The sequence below is a fragment of the Streptomyces sp. MMCC 100 genome, from assembly GCF_041538145.2.
Lineage (GTDB): Bacteria > Actinomycetota > Actinomycetes > Streptomycetales > Streptomycetaceae > Streptomyces.
Genome location: NZ_JBGORK020000001.1, coordinates 912790 through 932970 on the forward strand (window position 1 = coordinate 912790; position 20181 = coordinate 932970).

19 protein-coding genes and 1 tRNA gene are annotated in these 20181 nt (G+C 75.3%); 9 read left to right on the forward strand and 11 right to left on the reverse strand.

Annotation, left to right across the window (positions count from 1 at the left end):
• Positions 1-100 precede the first annotated feature (100 nt).
• A complete protein-coding gene (locus ABS735_RS04260) occupies positions 101-1312 on the forward strand; it encodes a glycoside hydrolase family 26 protein (RefSeq protein ID WP_373900045.1) in 1212 nt (403 codons plus the stop codon).
• Positions 1313-1349: 37 nt separating this feature from the next.
• Here the strand turns inward: ABS735_RS04260 and ABS735_RS04265 are convergent, their stop codons facing one another.
• The 8 genes from ABS735_RS04265 to ABS735_RS04300 all read right to left on the reverse strand — a co-directional run bounded on the left by ABS735_RS04265 (position 1350) and on the right by ABS735_RS04300 (position 11548).
• Positions 1350-2498, reverse strand: coding sequence for a GNAT family N-acetyltransferase (locus ABS735_RS04265; protein ID WP_373900046.1), 1149 nt, complete (start codon positions 2496-2498; stop codon positions 1350-1352).
• A complete protein-coding gene (locus ABS735_RS04270; protein ID WP_373900047.1) occupies positions 2495-3214 on the reverse strand; it encodes a YveK family protein in 720 nt (239 codons plus the stop codon). Before ABS735_RS04270 ends, ABS735_RS04265 begins: the two co-directional genes overlap by 4 nt.
• Complete coding sequence (locus ABS735_RS04275; RefSeq protein ID WP_373900223.1) at positions 3211-4377, reverse strand: glycosyltransferase; 1167 nt, start codon at positions 4375-4377, stop codon at positions 3211-3213. Before ABS735_RS04275 ends, ABS735_RS04270 begins: the two co-directional genes overlap by 4 nt.
• Positions 4378-4387: 10 nt before the next feature.
• Positions 4388-5077, reverse strand: a complete 690-nt coding sequence (locus ABS735_RS04280; protein WP_373900048.1) for a polysaccharide deacetylase family protein — start codon at positions 5075-5077, stop codon at positions 4388-4390.
• Between the two features lie 55 nt (positions 5078-5132).
• The gene (murJ, locus tag ABS735_RS04285) at positions 5133-7028 is read right to left on the reverse strand and encodes a murein biosynthesis integral membrane protein MurJ (RefSeq protein ID WP_373900224.1); all 1896 of its coding nucleotides are present in this window, start codon (positions 7026-7028) and stop codon (positions 5133-5135) included.
• Positions 7029-7345: 317 nt separating this feature from the next.
• Positions 7346-8662: an O-antigen ligase family protein gene (locus ABS735_RS04290; RefSeq protein ID WP_373900049.1), complete on the reverse strand. Its 1317-nt coding sequence runs from the start codon at positions 8660-8662 to the stop codon at positions 7346-7348.
• Between the two features lie 4 nt (positions 8663-8666).
• The gene (locus ABS735_RS04295) at positions 8667-10103 is read right to left on the reverse strand and encodes a sugar transferase (RefSeq protein WP_373900050.1); all 1437 of its coding nucleotides are present in this window, start codon (positions 10101-10103) and stop codon (positions 8667-8669) included.
• Positions 10100-11548, reverse strand: a complete 1449-nt coding sequence (locus tag ABS735_RS04300) for a glycosyltransferase (RefSeq protein WP_373900051.1) — start codon at positions 11546-11548, stop codon at positions 10100-10102. The genes ABS735_RS04295 and ABS735_RS04300 overlap by 4 nt, the downstream gene beginning before the upstream one ends.
• A 278-nt stretch (positions 11549-11826) precedes the next feature.
• Between ABS735_RS04300 and chpG the strand changes: the two genes are divergently transcribed.
• The 6 genes from chpG (at position 11827) to ABS735_RS04330 (ending at position 15874) form a co-directional block, all read left to right on the forward strand.
• Positions 11827-12066 (forward strand): chaplin ChpG, encoded by a 240-nt coding sequence (chpG, locus tag ABS735_RS04305; protein WP_007449696.1) that lies wholly within the window; start codon positions 11827-11829, stop codon positions 12064-12066.
• A 275-nt stretch (positions 12067-12341) separates the two neighbouring features.
• A complete protein-coding gene (locus tag ABS735_RS04310) occupies positions 12342-13127 on the forward strand; it encodes a hypothetical protein (protein ID WP_373900052.1) in 786 nt (261 codons plus the stop codon).
• A gap of 287 nt (positions 13128-13414) precedes the next feature.
• Positions 13415-13717, forward strand: a complete 303-nt coding sequence (locus ABS735_RS04315) for a hypothetical protein (RefSeq protein WP_373900053.1) — start codon at positions 13415-13417, stop codon at positions 13715-13717.
• 79 nt (positions 13718-13796) lie between these two features.
• Entirely contained in the window at positions 13797-14312 is a 516-nt protein-coding gene (locus ABS735_RS04320; RefSeq protein ID WP_373900054.1) for a hypothetical protein, read from the forward strand.
• A 127-nt stretch (positions 14313-14439) separates the two neighbouring features.
• A complete protein-coding gene (locus tag ABS735_RS04325) occupies positions 14440-15024 on the forward strand; it encodes a tyrosinase cofactor (RefSeq protein WP_373900055.1) in 585 nt (194 codons plus the stop codon).
• Positions 15008-15874: a tyrosinase family protein gene (locus ABS735_RS04330; protein ID WP_373900056.1), complete on the forward strand. Its 867-nt coding sequence runs from the start codon at positions 15008-15010 to the stop codon at positions 15872-15874. The genes ABS735_RS04325 and ABS735_RS04330 overlap by 17 nt, the downstream gene beginning before the upstream one ends.
• A 121-nt stretch (positions 15875-15995) precedes the next feature.
• Here the strand turns inward: ABS735_RS04330 and chpF are convergent, their stop codons facing one another.
• Positions 15996-16271 carry a chaplin ChpF gene (gene chpF / locus ABS735_RS04335; protein ID WP_373900057.1) on the reverse strand — a complete coding sequence of 92 codons (276 nt, stop codon included), beginning with the start codon at positions 16269-16271 and terminating at the stop codon, positions 15996-15998.
• Between the two features lie 190 nt (positions 16272-16461).
• Here chpF and ABS735_RS04340 point away from each other — a divergent pair, with 190 nt between their 5' ends.
• Positions 16462-17124, forward strand: coding sequence for a DUF2087 domain-containing protein (locus tag ABS735_RS04340; protein ID WP_373900058.1), 663 nt, complete (start codon positions 16462-16464; stop codon positions 17122-17124).
• A gap of 6 nt (positions 17125-17130) precedes the next feature.
• On the opposite strand, the gene ABS735_RS04345 is transcribed toward ABS735_RS04340, so the two are convergent.
• Positions 17131-18138: a D-2-hydroxyacid dehydrogenase family protein gene (locus ABS735_RS04345; RefSeq protein ID WP_373900059.1), complete on the reverse strand. Its 1008-nt coding sequence runs from the start codon at positions 18136-18138 to the stop codon at positions 17131-17133.
• 30 nt (positions 18139-18168) lie between these two features.
• Positions 18169-18244, reverse strand: a tRNA-Arg gene (locus ABS735_RS04350).
• Between the two features lie 329 nt (positions 18245-18573).
• Between ABS735_RS04350 and ABS735_RS04355 the strand changes: the two genes are divergently transcribed.
• Positions 18574-20181, forward strand: a complete 1608-nt coding sequence (locus ABS735_RS04355) for a dynamin family protein (RefSeq protein WP_373900060.1) — start codon at positions 18574-18576, stop codon at positions 20179-20181.

The window sequence follows — 20181 nt, forward strand, 5'->3', positions numbered from 1 at the left end:
ACCGGACGAAAGACCGGACGAAAGACCGGACGAAAGACCGGACGAGAGATCAGGCGAGAGACCGGCCGAAAGGCCGGACGAAAAAACTGAGGAGGCCGGCATGGCCGTACGGCAGTCACGGGCACGGTCCGGGCGGCGGCCGGCGCACGCCGCGGTGGCGGCGGTCGCGGCGGCGGTCTTCCTGGCCGCGGGCCCAGGTGTCGCCGCCGGCGAACCGGCCGCGCCCGAACCCGGACCCGGTCCGAAACCCGCCCCCGCCTTCGGCGCGTACCTGGACTACGGCCCGCGCGGCGTGGCCCGGATGGCCGCGCTGAGCCACTGGCTGGGCGGCGCCGAACTGCGCGTCGGCCACACCTACCTGCCCGGCGACCGCTGGAGCAACATCGAGGGCGCCCCCGGCTTCCTCGACGTGTGGGCCGACTGGCGCACCCGCGAGGCCGACCGGATGCTCGTCCTCAACGTGCCCATGATGGAGCGCAACGAGGAGCACGTCGACGACGACGAGGTGCGCGAACTGCTGCGCCAGGGCGCCGCCGGACGCTTCGACCACCACTTCCGCGCCCTCGCCGAACGCCTCGTCGCGCTCAAGGTGCCGGACACGGTCCTGGTGCTGGGCTGGGAGATGAACGGCACCACCTACACCCACCGCTGCGGGCCGGACCCCGAGGCCTGGAAGACGTACTGGAACAGGATCGTCACCACCATGCGCGCGGTGCCCGGCCAGAAGTTCCGGTTCGACTTCGCGCCGAGCCGCGGCCGGGACGCCGTGCCCTGGACGCAGTGCTATCCGGGCGACGCCACCGTGGACATCGTCGGCATGGACTCGTACGACCAGCCGCGCGGCATGACGTTCGACGAACAGGTGAAGGAGCCGTACGGGCTCCAGGCGCACGTCGATTTCGCCAAGGCGCACGGCAAGCCCGTCTCCTACCCGGAATGGGGGCTGTTCCGCAACGGCGACAACGCCGCGTACATGCGGCGCATGCTCGCCTGGATGGACGAGCACAAGCCCGTGTACAACACGGTCACCGACTACTGCCCGCACGGCGTCTGGCAGTGCGACGACAATCCCCGGTCCACCGCCGTCTACCGGTCCGTGCTCTTCGGCCGCACCGACGAGCCGGCCCCGACGGCCCCGGAGCCCGGTGCGTCCACCACCCCCACACCCACCGCGCCACCGGTGCCCCCGGTGCCGTCCACCGCGCCCCGGCCCCCGGCCGACTGCTCGCCGCTGGAACTGGGCGACTGGGTCGAGTACTGGCTCGGCGGCAAGCTGTGCATGCGTCTGGACTGGTACTCGCGCGACGAGTAGCGGCGCACGGAGGGCGCCACGGTGGCGGCGGGCCCGGTCAGATGCCGCCACCGTCGCGCTCCTTCCGCTCCGCGCGCCGCCGCAGCAGCTCCTTGCCCCGCCGCCGCGCGGCCGCGTCGCACAGGGCCGCCGCCAGCAGCGGGGCCGTGCGGCGGCGGGCCAGCAGCAGCCGCTGGTTCGGCACCGGATCCGGGCGCCAGCGGTGCTTGTACGGCTCGTCGCCCCGCAGCAGGCTCAGCGTGCCGCGCCCCGGCGCGCGGGCGTACCCGGCGCACGCGTCCAGCAGCATCACCGCCACGTCCGCCTTCCGCTCCCGCAGCCGGGGATGCGCGCCGTACAGATAGCCGCCGGCCAGCCGGCGCGACAGCAGCGTCACGTCCACGGCCACCACCTCGTCGGCCATCCTGAATTCAGTGACCACCGCGTCCCCGGACCGCACCATCGGCCCCACCGCCCGCACCAGGTGCTCGCGGAACCGGGGGAGCAGGTGCTCGCCGGTCACCTTCCGCCCCCGCCACTGCAACCGGTGCAGTTCGAGGAGGCGCCGCACCGACGCCTCCGCCTCGTCGGGCAGGACGGGCCGGCTCTTGACGCCGAGCGCGTCCAGGCGGCGCAGCTGGGCGCGGACCCGCTGCCTGGCCTTGGCCGAGGGCAGCCGGGCGACCAGCTCGTCCAGCGGGAGGGCGGGCAGTTCCAGGCAGAGCGAGTCGTCCAGACGGCGACGGGGCCCGCGCCAGCACGCGTAGATCCGTTCGGCGGCGGCGCCCGGCCGTACCTCGCGCAGGTCGACCAGTGCGGTGCGGGCCGCCGCGGCGAGGCCCAGGGTGAGCGCGGTGACGACGTCCGGGCCGCGCTCGTCGTCCAGCAGGACATCCCCGTAGTCCGAGATCGCCCCGCCCAGCGGGACCAGCGCCGGCACCGGACGCCGTACGAGCATCAGGGGCGCCGCGGCGACCAGTTCCCGGCCGTCGCGGGCCAGCACCACCCGCAGCCGGCCGGACGAGCCGTACGAACGCCACCAGGAGCGCAGCCAGGCGTGGCTCTGGAACGGGGTCGCGGCTCCGCACCGGCCGTACAGCCGTCCCCACTCGGCGGCCAGCTCGGCGAAGGCGCGCTCGTCGGTGACCAGTTCGATCGTGTGGCCGGGCGGGAGCGCACCCGCGTGCGGCGGCCTCGGGTGCGTCACAGCTGTCCGCGGGCGTCCGACGCCGACGCCGGTCCGGGCACGGCCGCCGCCGTGCGGCCGGGCTCCCGGCCGGTGCGGCGCGGCCGGACCAGCAGGGCCAGCGCGCCCAGCAGACCGCCCGCGCTCGCGCCCACCAGGCCCGTCACGGCGGCGGACGCCGAGGACGCCTCGGTGGGCTCGGTGGCCCGGGCGAACTGCCGCAGTTCCACGTGGGTGTCGTCGGCGGAGGCGTCCGCGTGCCGGGTCAGGGCGCGGGCGACGGCGTTGGCCATGTCGGCGGCCTCCTCCGGGTCGGCGGAGGTGGCCGTCACCGAGACCATCGGCGCGTCCGGCGAGGTGGCGGTGCGGACACTGCGCTCCAGGGTCGCCACCGGCACGTGGGCCCACATCTGCGCGTCCCCGAGCACCGCGAGCTGCGCGGCGACCCGGCCGTAGGCCTGCGCGAAGCCCAGCGCGGCCGCGGGGTCGGACTTGTCGGTGGGGACGGCGACGACGTAACTCGTCGCCGTGTACTGCGGGGTGGCGACCAGGCCGTAGCCGGCGCCGAGCAGCCCGCCGGCGAGGACACCGGCCGCCAGTGCCGACCAGGGCGGCAGGGAACGGAGGCGGCCCGGGAGATGGCGCAAGGCGGTCCGGGCGCGGTCCCGGCGTGCGCGCGGGGCGGGCTCGGGGTCCGTCGCGGGCTCGGCCGGGGACTGGGTGAGGGGCTCGGTCATGCGGAACTGACTCCCTGGGATGCCGGGGACGGGGGCAGCGGATGCGTGAGGGTGGTCGCGTACACGTCCATCAGCCGCGCGGCGCTGCGGGTGACGCAGTAGTGGCGGGCCGCTTCGGGCGCGGTGCGCATGCCGGGGACGGGGCCGTGGGACGCGCGGACCTCGGCGAGGGCGCGCGCGAACTCCGCGGCGCCGCCGACGACCCGCCGTGCCGTGGGCGCGGCCTGCGGGGGCAGGTCCTCGATCGCCGGACAGGAGGCGTACAGCACCGGCAGCCCGGACGCGAGCCCCTCCACGGCGGCCAGGCCGAAGGCCTCCTCCGGCGACGGCGACGCGAGAACGTCCATCGCGGCGGCGAGGGCGGGCAGGTCGGGGCCGGGGGAGCCGTCGGGGAGGTAGGGGCGTTCGCCGGTGAGCAGGACGCGGTCGGCGACGCCGGCCTCACGGGCGGTGCGGCGCAGCAGGTGCTCCTGGGGGCCGCCGCCGACCAGCAGCAGCCAGCAGTCGGGCGGAAGCAGCGCCAGGGCGCGGACCAGGACGTCGAACCGCTTGGCCGCCGTCAGCCGGCCGACGCCGCCGACGACGTACGCGCCCTCGGGCAGGCCGAGGCGGCGCCGGGTGCGCAGCCGCTGGACCGGGTCGAAGCGGAAGCGGGCCAGGTCGATGCCGTTGGGAACGACCTCGATGCGGGGCGCGGGCACGCCCCAGCGGCGCAGCCGGTCGGCGACGGTGGGGGAGACGGCGACCGTGGCGCTGCCGAGGCGCTCCCCGGCCAGGTACAGGGCGCGGACGCCCGGGGTGAGCGGGCGGCCCTCCATCTGGGAGTCGCCGAGGGAGTGCTCGGTGGCGACGACCGCGCGCACTCCGGCCAGGCGGGCCGCGAGACGGCCGTAGAGGCAGGCACGGTAGAGGTGGGTGTGCACGAGGTCGTAGCCACCGGTGCGGATGAGGCGGGCCAGGCGGGGCAGCGCGGCCAGGTCGCGGTTGCCGGTCATGCCGAGGTGGACGACGTGCACGCCGTCGGCCAGCAGCCCCTCGGCGACCGGACCGGGGTTGGTGAGCGTCACGACGTCGCAGTCGACGGGGAGGTGCCGCAGCAGCAGCCGCAGTTGCTGCTCGGCGCCGCCGACGCCGAGACCGGTGATGATGTGCAGGGCCTTCACGTCCGCCACCTCACACTCCCGGCACGGCTCGGCGGCGCAGGCGGTGCAGCCGCCTCTTCAGCAGCAGCCGTACGGGGGTGTCCCGCTGCCCCACGTGCACGCGGGGCAGGGCATACGGGCCGGTCAGCGGGCCGGGGTCGATGGCGCAGGCGTAGCCGTACCCGGCGGCTCGCACGGCGTCGGCGGCGCGGGCGTCGACCGTGCCGTACGGGTAGCAGAAGCCGGTGACCGGGGCGCCGGTCAACTCCGCCAGCAGGGCTCTGCTCCCGGCGGTCTCGGCGGTCAGCGTGGCGGCGTCCGCCGTGGTGAGGTCGACGTGGGTGAGACCGTGCGAGCCGATCTCGACGCCCTCGGCGGCGGCGTGCCGGATGCCGTCGGCGGTCAGCAGCGGCCTGCGCGGACCCAGCGGGTCCCACGCGTTGTCGCCGCCGAGCCGCCCCGGCAGTACGAAGAGGGTCGCCCCGCAGCCCCAGCGGCGCAGGCACGGCAGCGCGTGCTCGACGAAGTCGGCGTACCCGTCGTCGAAGGTCAGTCCCACCAGGTCCCGGCCGTCGCCCCGGGCGCGGGCGGCCAGCAGCTCGGCGACCGGCACGCCGCGCAGCCCGCGCCGCCGCAGCCAGCCCAGCTGCGCGTCCAGCCGGTCGGGCGTGACGGTGATGCGGTACGGGTCGTCCGCGCAGTCGCCGACCGAGTGGTACATCGCGACCCAGGGGACGGTGCCGGGGCGGGGGACGGTGCGGGGGCGCGGGCGGGTGTCAGCGGTCCTCGCGGAAGGGGAAGCCGCGGGGACGGGCGCCGCGGAAGGGGAACCGGAAGCGGAAACGGCCATGCGGGTGCCTTTGTGTGACGGGGTGGGGGAGACGGACGGGGCGGACCGTCCGCAGGACGGGGCCGAGGCCCTGGACGCCCAGGGCCAGGCAGAGGACGACGAAGACACCGCCGACGGTCGCGGCGCCGACGGCCAGCGAGACGGCGGCCCGCGAGACGTCGGCACCGGCGCCGGTGACCCGGTCCGCGGCCAGCGCGCCCGCACCGGTCGCCACGGCCGCCGCCAGCACCGGCCGGCCCAGGTCGCCCAGGACCCGCCGGACGCACACCGGCACGCTGCGCGGGCCCATCCCGGCGAGCAGCAGGGCGGCGGTGACGGTGATGCCGGCGGCGTTGGCGGCGGCGATGCCACTCACGCCCCACGGGCCGACCGCCGAGACGCCGACGACGGCGGTGGCGACGACACCGACGGCCATCGAGCCGAACGGGTACCAGGAGGCGCGGCCCGCCGAGAAGTAGGAGCGGGCCAGCGCACCCACCACGGTCTGGCCGAGCAGCCCGAGCGCGTACACGCGCATGACACCGGCGGTCGCCGCCGTGTCGGCCGCCGTGAACGCGCCCCGCTGAAAAAGGAGTCCGACGATCTGCGGCGCGCAGGCGACGACGGTGGCCGCGCCGAGCAGCACCAGGCAGGCCGCCAGCGCCACGTCCCGCTCGACCCGGTCGCGGGCCCGTTCCGTGTCGCCGTCGGCCAGTGCGCGGGCCACCACCGGGAAGGTGACCGTGCACAGCATCAGCGACAGCGTCATCGGGATCTGGGCCACCTTCTGCGCGTAGTTCAGGTGCGAGATGGCCCCGGAGGGGAGCCCGGAGGCCAGGAAGCGCTCGATGAGGACCTGGGACTGCCGGCACAGCGCGAACAGCAGGACGGTCGTGAACAGGGCGAGGGCGAGCGGACGGGCGGGACCGTCCGGCACCGGGGGCCGCTCGCCGCCCTCCCGGCGCCGCAGTCGCCGCAGCAGGGACGGCAGTTGCGCCGCCACCATCAGGACACCGCCCACCGCGACCCCGGCCGCCGCCGAGCGCACCCCCCAGCGGCCGCCGAACACGAACATCACCGCGATGATGCCGGTGTTGTAGGCGACGTAGATCGCCGCCGGCGCCAGGAACCGCCGGTGCGCCCGCAGCGCGGCGCTGCAGTACCCGGCGAGCCCGAAGCTGACGACGCAGGTGGCGGTGAGCCGGGTGCAGTCCACGGCGAGGGCCTGGTCGGGCAGCCCCGGCGCCAGGGCCCGTACCAGCACCGGTGCGGCGACGGCGACCAGCGCACCGGCCGCGGTGAAGGCCAGGGCCAGCCGGGGCAGGGTCGAGGCGACCAGCGCGCGCACCGGGTCGCCGGGGACGCCCCGCGCGCGTCCGGCCAGGGCCAGGCTGAACATCGGGACCAGCGCGAAGGCCAGGCCGTCCTCGATGAGCAGCGTCGCCGCGAACTCGGGCACCGTCCACGCCACCAGGAAGGCGTCCGTCTCGCTGCCGGCCCCGAACAGCCGGGCCAGCGCCTGGTCCCGGGCCAGCCCGAGCACCGACCCGGCGACCGAGAGCGCGGCGGTGAGCAGCGCGGCCCGGGCCAGGAAACGCCCCGAGGACCGGCCCTCGGCGGTGGGTGCGGTCTCCGGGCGCGGTGGTGCGGTCCGGGGGTCGGCGGGTGGTGGGCCGGCTTGGAGGTCCGGGTGCGGTGTCTCGGTTCGGTGGCTCGTGTGTGGTGTCTCGGTTCGGAGGTCCGGGTGTGGTGTCTCGGTTCGGTGGCTCGTGCGTGGTGTCTCGGTTCGGGTGCCCGTGCCCGTATGCGGCGTGGAGGCCGCCGCGGTGCCGGCGAGCGGCACGCAGGCCGGGGTGCCGGGGTCCGGCGCGGAGTCCCAAGCCGGGGTGCCGGGGTCCGGCGCGGAGTCCCAGGCCGGGGTGCCGGGGTCCGGCGCTGAGTCCCAGGCCGGCGGGGCGGCGCTCCCGCCCGCGTCGCCGGCCTCGTCCGCGCCCGCACCGCGGGCCCTGCCCGTTCCGCCGGTCGCGCCTGCTCCGCCGGTCGCGCCTGCTCCGCCCGTTCCGCTGGTCCAGCCCGTTCCGCCGGTCGCGCCTGCTCCGCCCGTTCCGCCGGGCCCGCCCGTTCCCCCGGTCCCGCCCGCCGTGCGCGGCTCGGTCGTCGTCACCGGCCCGGTACCTCCCGCGCGGCGGAACCCAGCGCCCACCAGGCCGCCAGCCCGAAGCACACCGCCGTCAGCACGGTCGACGGCCCGCCGATGTCGGCGTACGCGAAGTCGGTCAGCTGCCACACCAGCAGCCCGCAGGCGACGAACGCGCAGTCCGGTACCGCCCCTTGCCCGCGCCGTACGGCACGCAGTCGGCGCAGCCCCAGCACGAGCAGCGCCAGCCAGCTCCCGGCGAGCGCCAGCAGTCCGATCAGCCCCTGCTCGGCCAGCACCAGCAGATACATGTTGTGCGGGGACAGCAGCGGCTGCCTGCGGTACCCGGCACCCGCGCCGTCGGTCTCGCTGCCCGAGGACAGCGCCAACGAGGCGTGCGCATCACGGTGTTCGGGGAAGCCCTTCAGCCCGACGCCGGTCAGCGGCCGCTCCCGCCACATGCCGGCCGCCGCCGCCCACATCGTGTAGCGGTCGGTCACCGACTGGTCGGGGGCGTCGGTGACCTGCGTGATGCTGCCGACCCGCTCCTGGAGCATCGCCGTACCGACCCCGAAGCCGCCCACCAGCACCACCGCCGCCGCGACCACGGCCGCCCCCACCGCCAGCGCCCTGCGCACCCCGGCAAGGAGCAACTGCACCGCGCACGTCACCGCCGTCGCGATCCACGCCCCGCGGCTGAACGACAGGGCCAGCGGCAGCAGCAGGGCGAGCGCGCACCCGGCGGCGAGCAGCCGGTGCCGTACCGGCGTCCTTCCCAGCGCCAGCCCGACCGAGCAGACCAGCCCCAGGGAGACCACGGTCGCCATTCCCATCACGTCCTGCGGCCCGAAGGTGCCCACGGCCCGGATCGGCTCCCCCTGGTAGGAGGCGCCGGTCGCGGTGACGTACTGGTGCACGCCGACCGCCCCCTGCCACACGGCCAGCCCCACCATCGACCAGGTGAGCAGCCGTACGTCGGCCCGGTCGCGGACGAGCAGCAGTACGGCGGCGGGAACCAGGACGAAGACCTGGAGGTACCGCCCGAGTCCGGTGAGCCCGGCCCCCGGAGAGACGGCACCGGCCGCGGCCACGGCCAGGCCCAGCACGGGCAGGCCGAGGACCGCGGCCGCCGTACGGGACAGGGGGCGCCGCCGGTCCCGCACCAGCCGCAGCGCGCAGTACAGCACCGCCAGCGCGGAGACCGCGTCGGCCGGGTGCGCGCCACCCCCGTCGTCCGGGGCGAGGGGCAGCGCGAGCAGCGCGACGACGGCGACCACGGCCAGCACGGGCGGCAGCCGCCGTACGCGCGCCGCCGGCCGGAAGGGCAGGGCGTGGGCCACCTGGTCAGCTCCCCGTGGGACGCACGAGCGCGGCTGCCGTGCGCAGCAGGATGCACACGTCCCGCCACAGCGACCAGTCGTCGATGTACGCGTTGTCGAAGCGGGCCCGGTCCTCGATGGAGGTGTCGCCGCGCAGCCCGTTGATCTGGGCCAGGCCCGTGATCCCGGCCGGCATCCGGTGGCGGGCGGCGTAACCCGGGTAGGTCTGGCTGAACCGCGCCACGAAGTACGGGCGTTCGGGACGCGGGCCGACCAGGCTCATGTCGCCCCGGAAGACGTTCCACAGCTGGAGCAGCTCGTCCAGCGAGGTGCGCCGCAGGAAGCGGCAGAACCACGGCATCCGGTGTTCGTCCGCCACGCTCCACCGGGTCGCCGACTCGTGCTCGTCGGCCGGGCGGTGCGTGCGGAACTTCAGCAGCGTGAACGGCCTGCCGCCCTGCCCGACGCGCTCCTGCCGGAACAGCACACCGGGCCCGCTCAGCACCCTCAGCACCGCCGCGCAGGCCAGCAGCAAGGGGCTCAGCAGCAGCAACAGCACCCCGGACACCGTCACGTCCAGCGCCCGCTTGCCCGCGCCGCCCGGCCGCCGGGGCGCCGGTTCCAGACGCCGGCAGGGGAAGGCGGCGATCCGGTTTCCGGCCTCGTACGAGGGGGCGGGGGACTCGGCGTCGAGCTCCCACACCGCGCAGCCCGACTCGGCCAGCGCTCGCAGCAACGCCGCCTGCCGGGGCCGTACGGAGGGGTCCACGGCCAGGACGTCCCGTACGCCGTTCTGCACGACCGCCCGCCGCACCTCCTCACCCGTGGACAGCACGGGCAGGCCCGTGGTGCCGCCCGGTTCGTCGGTGACGATCCCGACGGGGCGCATCCCGCAGCGCGGGTGGCGCAGCAGCGCCGAGGCCACGCGCTGCGCGGTCGCGGCGGGCCCGACGACGAGGGCGGCGCGGGGGCGGTTCAGCAGCGCCGTACGGTGTCTGCCGTGGACGGCGGCCCGGCCGGCGCAGCCCGTCACCGCGTGCAGCAGGAAGCCGGCGACCAGGGTGCGCGCGGACAGCGCGTGCGGCGGGTCGTACGCCGCGACGAGCGCCGCCAGCACCAGCCACACCACCGCGGTCCGGCCGCACAGGGCGGGCAGGTCGTCCAGCGCGCCGGACGTCCGCCGGGCCGGGCCGGGCCGGGGGCGCAGCAGCAGCGAGGCGGCCACCAGCAGGGCCGCGAGCAGCGGTTGGTGCGGGGTACCGGTGAGGACCAGCGAGCCCGGCAGGGCCGCCGTGCCGTCCGCGACGAGCAGCGGCAGCGGCGAGCCCGGCCGCGGTGCGGGACGCCCGGAGGGCAGCCGGGGGCTCCCGGTGCCGTCGCGCTGCGGCAGCACCGAGACGGGGGAGGAGCCGAGGTCGCGCGACTGGCCGGCGGGGGAGGGGACGGTGCTTTCCGCGGTCACGGGTGGGTGGACTCCCTGCACTCGATGGGCACGAAGGCCGACCGGCCCGAGGCTGCGGGCCCGTCGCCGGGGAGGGGGCGCGGTGCGGCGGGCGGGCCGGCGCTGTCGCCGATGGCGTCGATGGCGTCGATGGCGCCAATGCCGTCGGCGGCGACGCCGGTGTGTGCCGCGGCCGTGGGCCGTAGTACGTCGTCGAGGAGGCCGCCGTACAGGGCCGCGACCGCCGCGGCCGTGCGCCGTACGTCGTGCGCGGACCGGACGTGCGCACGCCCCCGGCGGCCGAGCGACGCGCGCAGCGGCGCGTCGAGCAGCAGCGCGGCGGCGGCGTCGGCCAGCGCCGCCGGATCCCCGGGCGGTACCAGGCAGTGCGGTACGAGAGCGGGCGGCAGGCCCTCGCGGGCACCGTCCACGTCGGTCACCACCACGGGCCGGCCGCAGGCCATCGCCTCCAGCGGGGCCAGCGCCATGCCCTCCCAGCGCGACGGCAGGACGACCAGGTCGGCGGCCCGGTACCAGGCGGTGGCGTCGGCGACGGTCCCCGTGAAGAGCACGGACGCCGGGGCCCGCGCGGCCAGCCGGGCGCGGTCCGGGCCGTCACCGACGAGGACCAGCCGGGCGCCGGGCACCCGAGCGAGGACCGATTCCCACGCGCTCAGCAGGAGGTCCTGCCCCTTCTGCCGGCACAGCCGCCCCACGCAGACCACCAACGGGGCGTGCGGACCGATGCCGTGCCGCAGCCGTACGCCGGCCGGGTCGGACTGGTCGGCCTGGTCGGACTGGTCGGCCAGGTCGGGCACGTCGCCGGGGGCGGCATCGGGTGCGGCGGCTTCGTCGACCCCATAGGCCTCGTCGACTTCACAGGCCTCGTCGGCCTCGTCGGCCTCGTCGCCGGGGGCGTAGGCGTCGTAGCGGGCGAGGTCGATGCCGTTCGGGATCACCGCCCAGGGCCCGCGCAGCCCGGCCCGCACACCCCGCAGCCGTTCCGCCTCGCTCACGCACACCGTCCGCGCCGCCCACCGTGCCGCCCACCGCTCCCAGCCGAGCGCGAGGAGCGCGGCGGTCCCGCCGACCGCCTCGAACGACCAGGCGTGCGGCTGGAACACGGTCGGGATCCGGCCCCGTACGGCGAGCCGCCCGGCCAGACCGGCCTTCGCGCTGTGCGCGTGCACCAGGTCGGGCCGCACGTCCTCGACCACGCGGACGAGCCGGCGTACCTCCGGTACCAGTGCCGGGCCCGGCGAGCGCGTCGCGGGCCAGGTCCGCACGTCGGCGCCCAGCGAACGCAGCCGTTCGGCGAGGCCCCCGTCGGGGCAGGCGACGGCGACGCGCAGTCCGGCGGCGAGCTGAGCGCGCGTCAGGTCCGTCACCACCCTGGCGACCCCGCCGTCCACCGGTTGGGTGAGGTGCAGAACCCGTGGCCGCAAGCCGGTCGGTGGCAGGTGCATGCGCGTTTCCTCGCTCACGGAGAATGCTCGGGACGGGCGGGAACGCGCCCGGCCGCGGGGCGCCGGCCGCGACGCGGCATACGGGTGCGTCGAACGGTGTGGGACTCTAGCTGCTATCCGTACTAATACGGTGAAACCGGGTAAGTGTGTTGGATTTGTGAATCCCGGCCTCTCGTGAGATCACCCCTTTGGCGGCACAACCCGGGCCCGCGCCACGCGTTGACACTGAGCCGGGCAGCCGCCCGGATGTGTGTGACAACCCCAAGGAGCACTTCTCCATGTCGCGTATCGCGAAGGGCCTGGCCCTGACCTCCGTCGCCGCCGCCGCGGTGGCGGGCACCGCCGGTGTCGCCGCCGCCGACAGCGGCGCGCAGGCCGCCGCCGCCCACTCCCCGGGCGTTCTGTCCGGCAACGTGGTGCAGGTCCCGGTCCACATCCCGGTCAACGTCTGCGGTAACACCATCGACGTCATCGGCCTGCTGAACCCGGCGTTCGGCAACGAGTGCGAGAACGACTGACGTCGGCTGGCAACTCTCCGCACCGGCCGTCCGTACCGCGGTTCCTCCGCGAGCGGGCGGCCGGTTCGCGTTGCCGCGCGGACGGCGGTGTGCTGCCCCGAATGGGGGGACCGGGCGGTGACACGGCGTACGGACCTTGACAGGGCGTCTCAGCAGGTAAGACGCCGAGCGGGGGAAGGGCGGGCGGGCCGGTCGGGTCACCGCTCGGTTGCAGAGCGCCAAGGGCAATTCCACGGTGGGCACAACATCCGACGCACCACCGAAAGGAACCCCCCATGCGTCTGCCCGCACGGCGAATCGCCACCTCCGCTCTCTGCGCCGGCCTGCTGATCGGCCTCTCCGGTCCGGCGGTGATGGCGGCCGACGGCGACTCGGTCCGGGAACGCACCCACGCGGCGTCCCACGCCCCCCTCCCCGACGCGGAGGAACTGCAGAGCCAGGTCGCCGGCCTGGCCGGCCTGGGCGGAGTGCTCACGCCGGTCACCGACCTGCTCACCGCCGTCCTCAAGGCCGACAACGGCCGGCTCTCCGCCACGGACGCGGACAAGCTCTCCGCCGCCGTCAAGGACGCCCTCGCCAAGGCGGAAGCCGCGGGCACGGACGCCGACGACGCGGCGACCACCCCCGGCACGAGCACCCCGGCCCAGCCGCCGGCCGTGACCGCGCCGGAGGCCGGGACCGAGACCCCGGTCACGCTGCCGGCGCCCGTCACGGCGCCCGTCACGGCGCCCGTCACGGCGCCCGGCACGGCGCAGAGCGGCGACGGCACCGCGGCGGCCTCCGACCTGTCCGCGACCGCGCAGGCCGAGCTGCAGAAGCAGATCGACGCCCTGGTCAAGGCCACCACCTCCGGTACCGCCGAACAGGTGAGCCCGGCCGTCAAGGACGTGGTGACCGGCATCGTCAACGTCGTCGCCGCCACGCTGGTCGGCAACGGGCTGCCCGCCGCGGACCTGGCCGGCCTGCCCGGCGTACCCACCGCGCCGGAGGCCACCACCCCCGAGGCGACCACGCCGGAAGCCGCCGCGCCCGCGAACCCGCTGCCGGCCGACCCCTCCTGACGCCGCGTCCGGGCGCCCCGGGCCGTCGCACCTCCCTTCCCGGAGGCGCGACGGCCCTTTCGGCTTTCCGGGAGCGCGACCGTCGGTTCGTGAGCCCGGCCTCCTGTCGTGAGCCCGGCCGTCGTTTTGCGAGCCCGGCCGTCGTTTGTGAGCCCGGCCGTCCGAGCCCTCGTGTCCGGAGATCTCATATGTCTTCCGGACGGCGGAGTTTCCGGGTCCGGCGCAGGTCGTTAGGGAGGGCGTCAGCAATCCCACCGGTGACACGGGTCGCCGAGGAAAGGAACACGATGAAGTCCCTCAAGGCCGCCGCCGTCGTCGCCGGTTCCCTGGTCGCCGCCGGCTCCGCCGTGCCCGCGTTCGCCTACGACGCCTCCGACGCCGCCGCTCTCACGCCCACCAGCCTCAACGGTGCCGTGAACGCGCTGACCGCGGAGCCCATCGACGTCATGCCGATCAAGCACCAGTCGGACGCGCGGTCCGACGCGCTGGACACCGAGAACAAGGACTCCGTGCTGCACACCGTGAAGGGCGCGACGACGAAGCTGAACTCCGCGAGCGGCCTGCTGGGCGGCCTCCCGCTGGGTGGCTGAACCACCCCCGCTCCCCGCTCCCGTACTCCCGCCTCCCGAAGCCGTACCCCCCGCCTTCTCGAAAGGGACCGTGCCTGTCATGAAGCCGACCACCAGACGAACCCTGGCCGCCGTCGTCACCGGTGTGGCCGCCGCCGTGGGCGTGGCCGCGACCCCCGCCGCCGCGGCCCGTGCGGTTCCCGTGCCGGTGCCGCTGGGCGGCGCGGAGACGGCCCTCGGCATGGAACTGCCCGAGGTGGCCGGCGAGCTGCCCGTGCCGACGGCGGGCGCGCCGGAGGGCCCGCGGTACGTGGAGGGCCGGCTGCTGCCGGAGCGGACGCTGCCGCAGTTGCCGGTGCGCGGCGGGCTGCCCGGCGTCGACCTGCGGCAGCCGGTGCCGCACGTCCTCGGTGACGACTTCGACCACGCCGGTGTCGACGCGCCCGCCGCCGAGCTGCGCACCCTGGCGCCGGGTCTGTCCCTGGACGCCCCGCTCACCGCGCCGAACCCCGAGGCCCTGGGCCTGCCGGCGCCCAAGCTTCCCGAGGCCGGCGTGCTCGCCCCGGTGGTCCAGACGGTCCCGGTGGCCGACCTGGGCGTGGGGCCGGGGCTGTAGGCGTACCGACCCGGAGCGACCTCGTTCGGCGGAGCGGCCGTGCTCCGACTGGCCCCGCGAGCGGTGACCGCGGGGCCCGCCGTGCGGTTAGCGGTGCGGACCGACGCAACCCGACGAGGAGTGAGCCATGGTCGTCAACGCGGACATCAGAGCGAACGGCGCGACAACGAGCGGCGCGGAGCGGAAGCGGGGGTACACGGCGGACGGGCCGGCGCGACCCGGGCCGGCGTTCGGCACCCGGCGGCAGCTGATGCGGGGGCTGCTCGCCCCGGCGCTCGCCGTCGGCCTGGCGCCCCTGATCGCCGCCTCCAGGCCCTCCCGGGCCACGGAGGCCGCCGGCACCGGGGACACGGCGGGAACCGCACACCCCGAGCCGCACGCCGCCGAGTTCGCCCAGCCCGCCCAGCCCGCCGACAGCGCCGCCTTCGACGAGACCTACCGGGGCCGGCGCATCCAGGGCATCCGCTCCGCCGCCGGGCGGGCCGTGGGCGCCGGCACCTGGCACGTCACCGTGGACGGCCGCCCGCTGCACCTGATGCGCCGGGCCGACGGCAGCTGGCTGAGCATGGTCGACCACTACCGGTCGTACCCCACCCCGCTCGCCGCGGCCCGCGGCGCCGTCGACGAACTCGGCCCCGGCGAGCACCTGCGCGACACCCCGTCCACCGGTCACGACCAGCACTCCGGGGGGCGGCATGGCGTACACGCGTAAGGACGTCAGCACGCTGACCCGCAGCGAGAAGCGACGGTTCGTCAACGCGCTGCTGGAGATCAAACGACGTGGCGAGTACGACGAGTTCGTGCGCACCCACATCGAGTACTACGTCCCCGACGGCGAGGACGGACTGCGTACGGCGCACATGGCGCCGTCCTTCCTGCCCTGGCACCGCCGGTTCCTGCTGGACCTGGAGGAGGCGCTGCGCCGGGTCGACTCGTCGGTCACCGTGCCGTACTGGGACTGGACCAAGGACCGCACCGCGACCTCAGCGCCCTGGACCGCCGACCTCCTGGGCGGCACCGGGCGGCGTTCCGACCACCGGGTCACCACCGGTCCCTTCGCCCACGCCGAGGGCAACTGGACCATCAAGGAGAACGTCACCGACACCGAGTACCTCACCCGGGACCTCGGACGCGTCGGCAACCCCCTCGACCTGCCCTCGAAGAGCGATCTGGAGTGGGCGCTGGACGACCCGAAGTACGACACCTCGCCCTACGACTCCACGGTCCGCAAGGGGTTCCGCAACAAGCTGGAGGGGTGGGGGGCCGGCCGCGGCAGCGTCTCCTGGCGCAACCACAACCGGGTGCACCGCTGGGTCGGCGGGGCCATGGTCGGCGGCGCCTCCGTCAACGACCCGGTGTTCTGGCTGCACCACGCGTTCATCGACCTCCAGTGGTCCCGCTGGCAGGCCCGCCACCGCGGCGCCCGCTACGTGCCCGCCGAGCCGCCCGGCCGGGGCAGCGCGCAGCGCGGGCGGGTCGTCGCCCGGCACGAGAAGCTGCCGCCGTGGGACGTGACGCCGGACGAGCTGGAGGACGTCGGCCGGATCTACCGGTACGCCTGAGCAGATCCGTCCCGGGTGACTGAGGGGGTACGGAAAGAGGGGTACGGAGAGAGGGGTACGGAGAGAGGGACAGGGAAGAGCCCCGGCCGGGAAGGCCGGGGCTCTTCGGGTGCCTGGCGACTCAGCCGCCGTAGCCACCGCTCTTGTCGCCGTCGTCGTCGCCGTTGTCGCAGGCGTTGCCGAAGGCCGGGTTGAGCAGACCGATCACGTCGATGGTGTTGCCGCAGACGTTGACCGGCACGTGCACCGGGACCTGGACGACGTTGCCGGACAGGACACCGGGCGAGCCGACGGCCGCGCCCTCCGCGCCCGCGTCCGCCATGGCCAGGCCGGTGCCGCTGAGCACCACGGCACCGGCGCCGAGGGCGACACCGGCGGCCTTCGCGATGCGAGACATCACGTTCTCCTTCTGACTCGGGGAGCGCGGCGGCAGGACGCGCCGCCGCACTGTCGGTTCAACGCACCCGGTCGCAGCCGGTCACGGGGGGAATGTGCGGATCACCCTTTTTGAACGCTTGGGCCGGCGGAGACGGCGGACGGCGGAAAACCGTTCCCGTGCGCGCCGGTGTGTCCACTAGCCTCCCGGCATGTCGAACGACCGATCCGACGCGTCCGTCAGGGCTTCCGGGCCGTCCGAGCAGTCCGAGCCGTCCGAGCAGTCCGAGCCGTCCCAGTCGTCCGCACTGGCCGCGCTGCCCGCCCTCTTCGCCGAGGAGAGCCGGGTGCGGGCCTTCGCGGCCGTGGCGCTGGGCGCCGGCGACGCCGCGCGAGTGGCCCGGGTCGCCGGCCTCTCCGCGAAGGAGACGGCCGGTGCGCTGCGCCGGCTGCGCGAACAGGGCGTGGTGGCGTCCGGCGGCGACGGTGAACTCGTCGTCGCCCACGACCGTTTCCGGGAGCTGGCCCGCGCCGGCCGGCCGGCACCGGAGGCGGCCCGGGACGCCGCCGTGGCGGGTGAGGACGGCCCGGCCGGCATCGTCGTGCGGACCTTCGTCAGGGACGGCCGGCTGGTCCGGCTCCCCGCGCGCTGGACGCGCAAGAAGGTGGTGCTGCGGCACATCGCCGAGCAGACCTTCGCACCCGGCGTGGAGTACCCGGAACGCACCGTCGACGAGAAGCTGCGCGCGTGGTGCGAGGACGGCGAGGTCGACCATGTGACGCTCCGGCGCTACCTGGTGGACCTCGGTCACCTGCGCCGGAGCGAGGGAATCTACACCCGCCCGGCGGACTCCGGCCGGGCGGGCACCGCCTGAGCGTCCCTACGCCGGGGTCGAAGCCGGGTCCGGGGCCGGGTTCGGGCCTTGAGACGCGGGCAGACGCCGTACGGGGGAGCCCGCGAGGTAGGCCCGGATCGCCTCGACGGCCTGGCCGTAGTAGGTGGCGTAGTTGGCGCGCGACACATAGCCCAGGTGGGGTGTCGCGAGCAGGCGCGGGGCGGTGCGCATCGGGTGGTCGGCGGGCAGCGGCTCGGTGTCGAAGACGTCCACGCCCGCGCCGGCGATGCGGCCCTCGTGCAGCGCGGCGAGCAGCGCCTCCTGGTCGACGATCGCCGCGCGCGAGGTGTTGACCAGGTAGGCGGTCGGCTTGAGCAGGGCCAGTTCGGCGGGGCCTAGCAGGCCGCGGGTGCGCTCGCCCAGCGCCAGGTGGACGGAGACGAAGTCGGCGGTCCGCAGGAGCTCTTCCTTCGAGGAGGCCAGCTCGACGCCGACCTCGTCGGTGCGCTCCCGGGTGAGGTTCTGGCTCCAGGCGCTCACCCGCATGCCGAAGGCCAGGCCGACCTGTGCCACCCGGCCGCCGATCTTGCCCAGGCCCAGCAGCCCGAGCCGGCGGCCGTGCAGGTCGGCACCCACCGTCTGCTGCCAGGGACCGCCCTCGCGCAGTCCGTTGCCCTCCTGGACGATGCCGCGGGCCAGGCCCAGCAGCAGGGCCCAGGTCAGCTCTACGGGCGGGGTGGAGGAGGAGGCCGTACCGCAGACGGTGACGCCGTGCGCGTCGGCGGCGGCGTAGTCGATCACGCTGTTGCGCATACCGGAGGCGACGATCAGTTTCAGCCGGGGCAGCCGCGCGATCAGCGAGCCGGGGAAGGACACGCGCTCGCGCAGCGTGACCACGATGTCGACGTCGGCGAGCGCCGCGGCGAGGGCGTCCTCGTCGGTGAAATGAGTGTCGAAGGACACGACGTCCACCTCGCCGGCGACCGGGGACCAGTCGGCGATCTCGGTCGCCACCTGCTGGAAGTCGTCGAGCACCGCGCAGCGCAGTCGCACGTCCTCCGGTCCCTCCCACCAAACGAGCAGTGGCGCCCCCGGCAGGACTCGAACCTGCGGCCAAGCGCTTAGAAGGCGCCTGCTCTATCCACTGAGCTACGGGGGCCTGGTGTGGTGGCCTCGGTCGTGGTGTCCGGGTGTGGCCGGTCCGTGACGTCGCCGGGGACAAGGATAGGGCTCCCGGCTCCATGTCCCTGATGCTTCCCCTCCGTGGCTCGATGTGGAGGTTCGGTGAAGCGGTCCTGATAATCGCAGGCAGTTACGAATCGTGCATCGCTTTTGGCGTCTCGCGCATCGGGTGTTGTCCACTCGTTATGCCTGGACTGTTCTCGTGTCCCGGTAGTCCCTTCCGTCCGGAGTGTCCGGTCGGCGCGCAGACATGCTCATCATGCTCATATGCTTCAGAATTCCCTCAAAATTGGGCATTCTTCACATGTGGTGACCTTGGACGTACGGCCTCAGCTGCTCGACGCACTCTCCGCCCTGCGCGACCGTGTCGCGGCCGCACGCTTCCCGCTGCCGCTGGCCGGGGCGCCACGCGCGCGTGCCAACCGCGACGAACTGCTCGCGCAGCTCGACGACTACTTGGTGCCCCGCCTGAAGGAACCCGAAGCACCGTTGCTGGCCGTGGTGGGCGGGTCCACCGGCGCCGGCAAGTCGACCCTGGTGAACTCCCTCGTGGGGCGCCGGGTCAGCGAGGCGGGCGTGCTGCGGCCCACGACCCGCACGCCGGTCCTGGTGTGCCACCCGGAGGACCACCACTGGTTCAGCGGCATGCGGGTGCTGCCCGACCTCACACGCGTGTGGGTGCCCCACCGGGACCCGGACGACGACCTGCTGCTGCCCGGCGAGAACCCCGCGCGGGTGCTGCGGGTCGAGACCGCCGACACCCTGCCGCCCGGCATCGCCCTCCTGGACGCGCCCGACATCGACTCCCTCGTCGCCGACAACCGCGTCCTGGCGGCCGAACTGATCTGCGCCGCCGACATCTGGGTGATGGTCACCACGGCCGCCCGGTACGCCGACGCGGTGCCCTGGCACCTGCTGCGCACCGCCAAGGAGTACGACGCCACCCTGGTCACCGTGCTCGACCGGGTGCCGCACCAGGTGGTGTCCGAGGTGTCGCGGCAGTACGGGGCCCTGCTCACCAAGGCCGGGCTCGGCGACGTCCCCCGCTTCACGGTCCCCGAACTGCCCGAGTCGGCCTGGGGCGGTGGCCTGCTGCCGGCCAGCGCCGTGGCACCGCTGCGGTCCTGGCTCGTCCACCGGGCCCAGGAACTCGACGCCCGGCACCACGCCATGGCCCGTACGGCGCACGGCATCCTGGACTCGCTGAAGTCCCGGATGCCCGAGCTGGCCGGCGCCACCGCCGCGCAGTACGCCGCCGCGCTCCGGCTCACCGCCGCCGTCGACGGCGCCTACGACGGCGAGCACGCGCGCGTGCGGGGCCGGTTGCAGGCGGGCGCCGTGCTCGCCGGGGACGCGCTGAAGCGCTGGCGGGCCTTCCCCCTCGACTGCTCCCCGGAGGAGCTCCTCGACTCGCTGGTGGAGAGCCTGAGCGCCCTGCTGCTGTGCGCCGTCACGGCCGCCGACGAACGCGTCGACGAGGCCTGGCGCCAGGAACCGGCGGCGGACGCCCCCGAACTCGCGGGCCCCGCCCCCGCGCCGGAGAGCGCCGAGCACCGCATCGGGATGGCCGTACGGCGGTGGCGGCGCGAGCTGGAGGAGTACGCCGAGGAGGAGGTGCGCGAGCTGGACCGGAACCTCGCGCCGGACCCCGGGGTGGTGGCCGGCCTGGTCGCCACCGTGCTGCTGGGCGGCCGGCGCGCGCGTGTCGCCGGGGAGCGGCTCGCCCAACGGATCGGCGCCCACGGCGCGCTGCGGCTGCGCGACCGGGGCGGGCGGCTGCTCGACGAACACGTCGACCGGGTCATGCACGCCGAACGCGAGCGCAGGCTGGCTCCGCTCGACGGCCTGGAGGTGCACCCCGAGCCGCAGGCAGAGCTCATCGCCGCGCTGTCCGTACTGCAGAAGGAGAGGTGA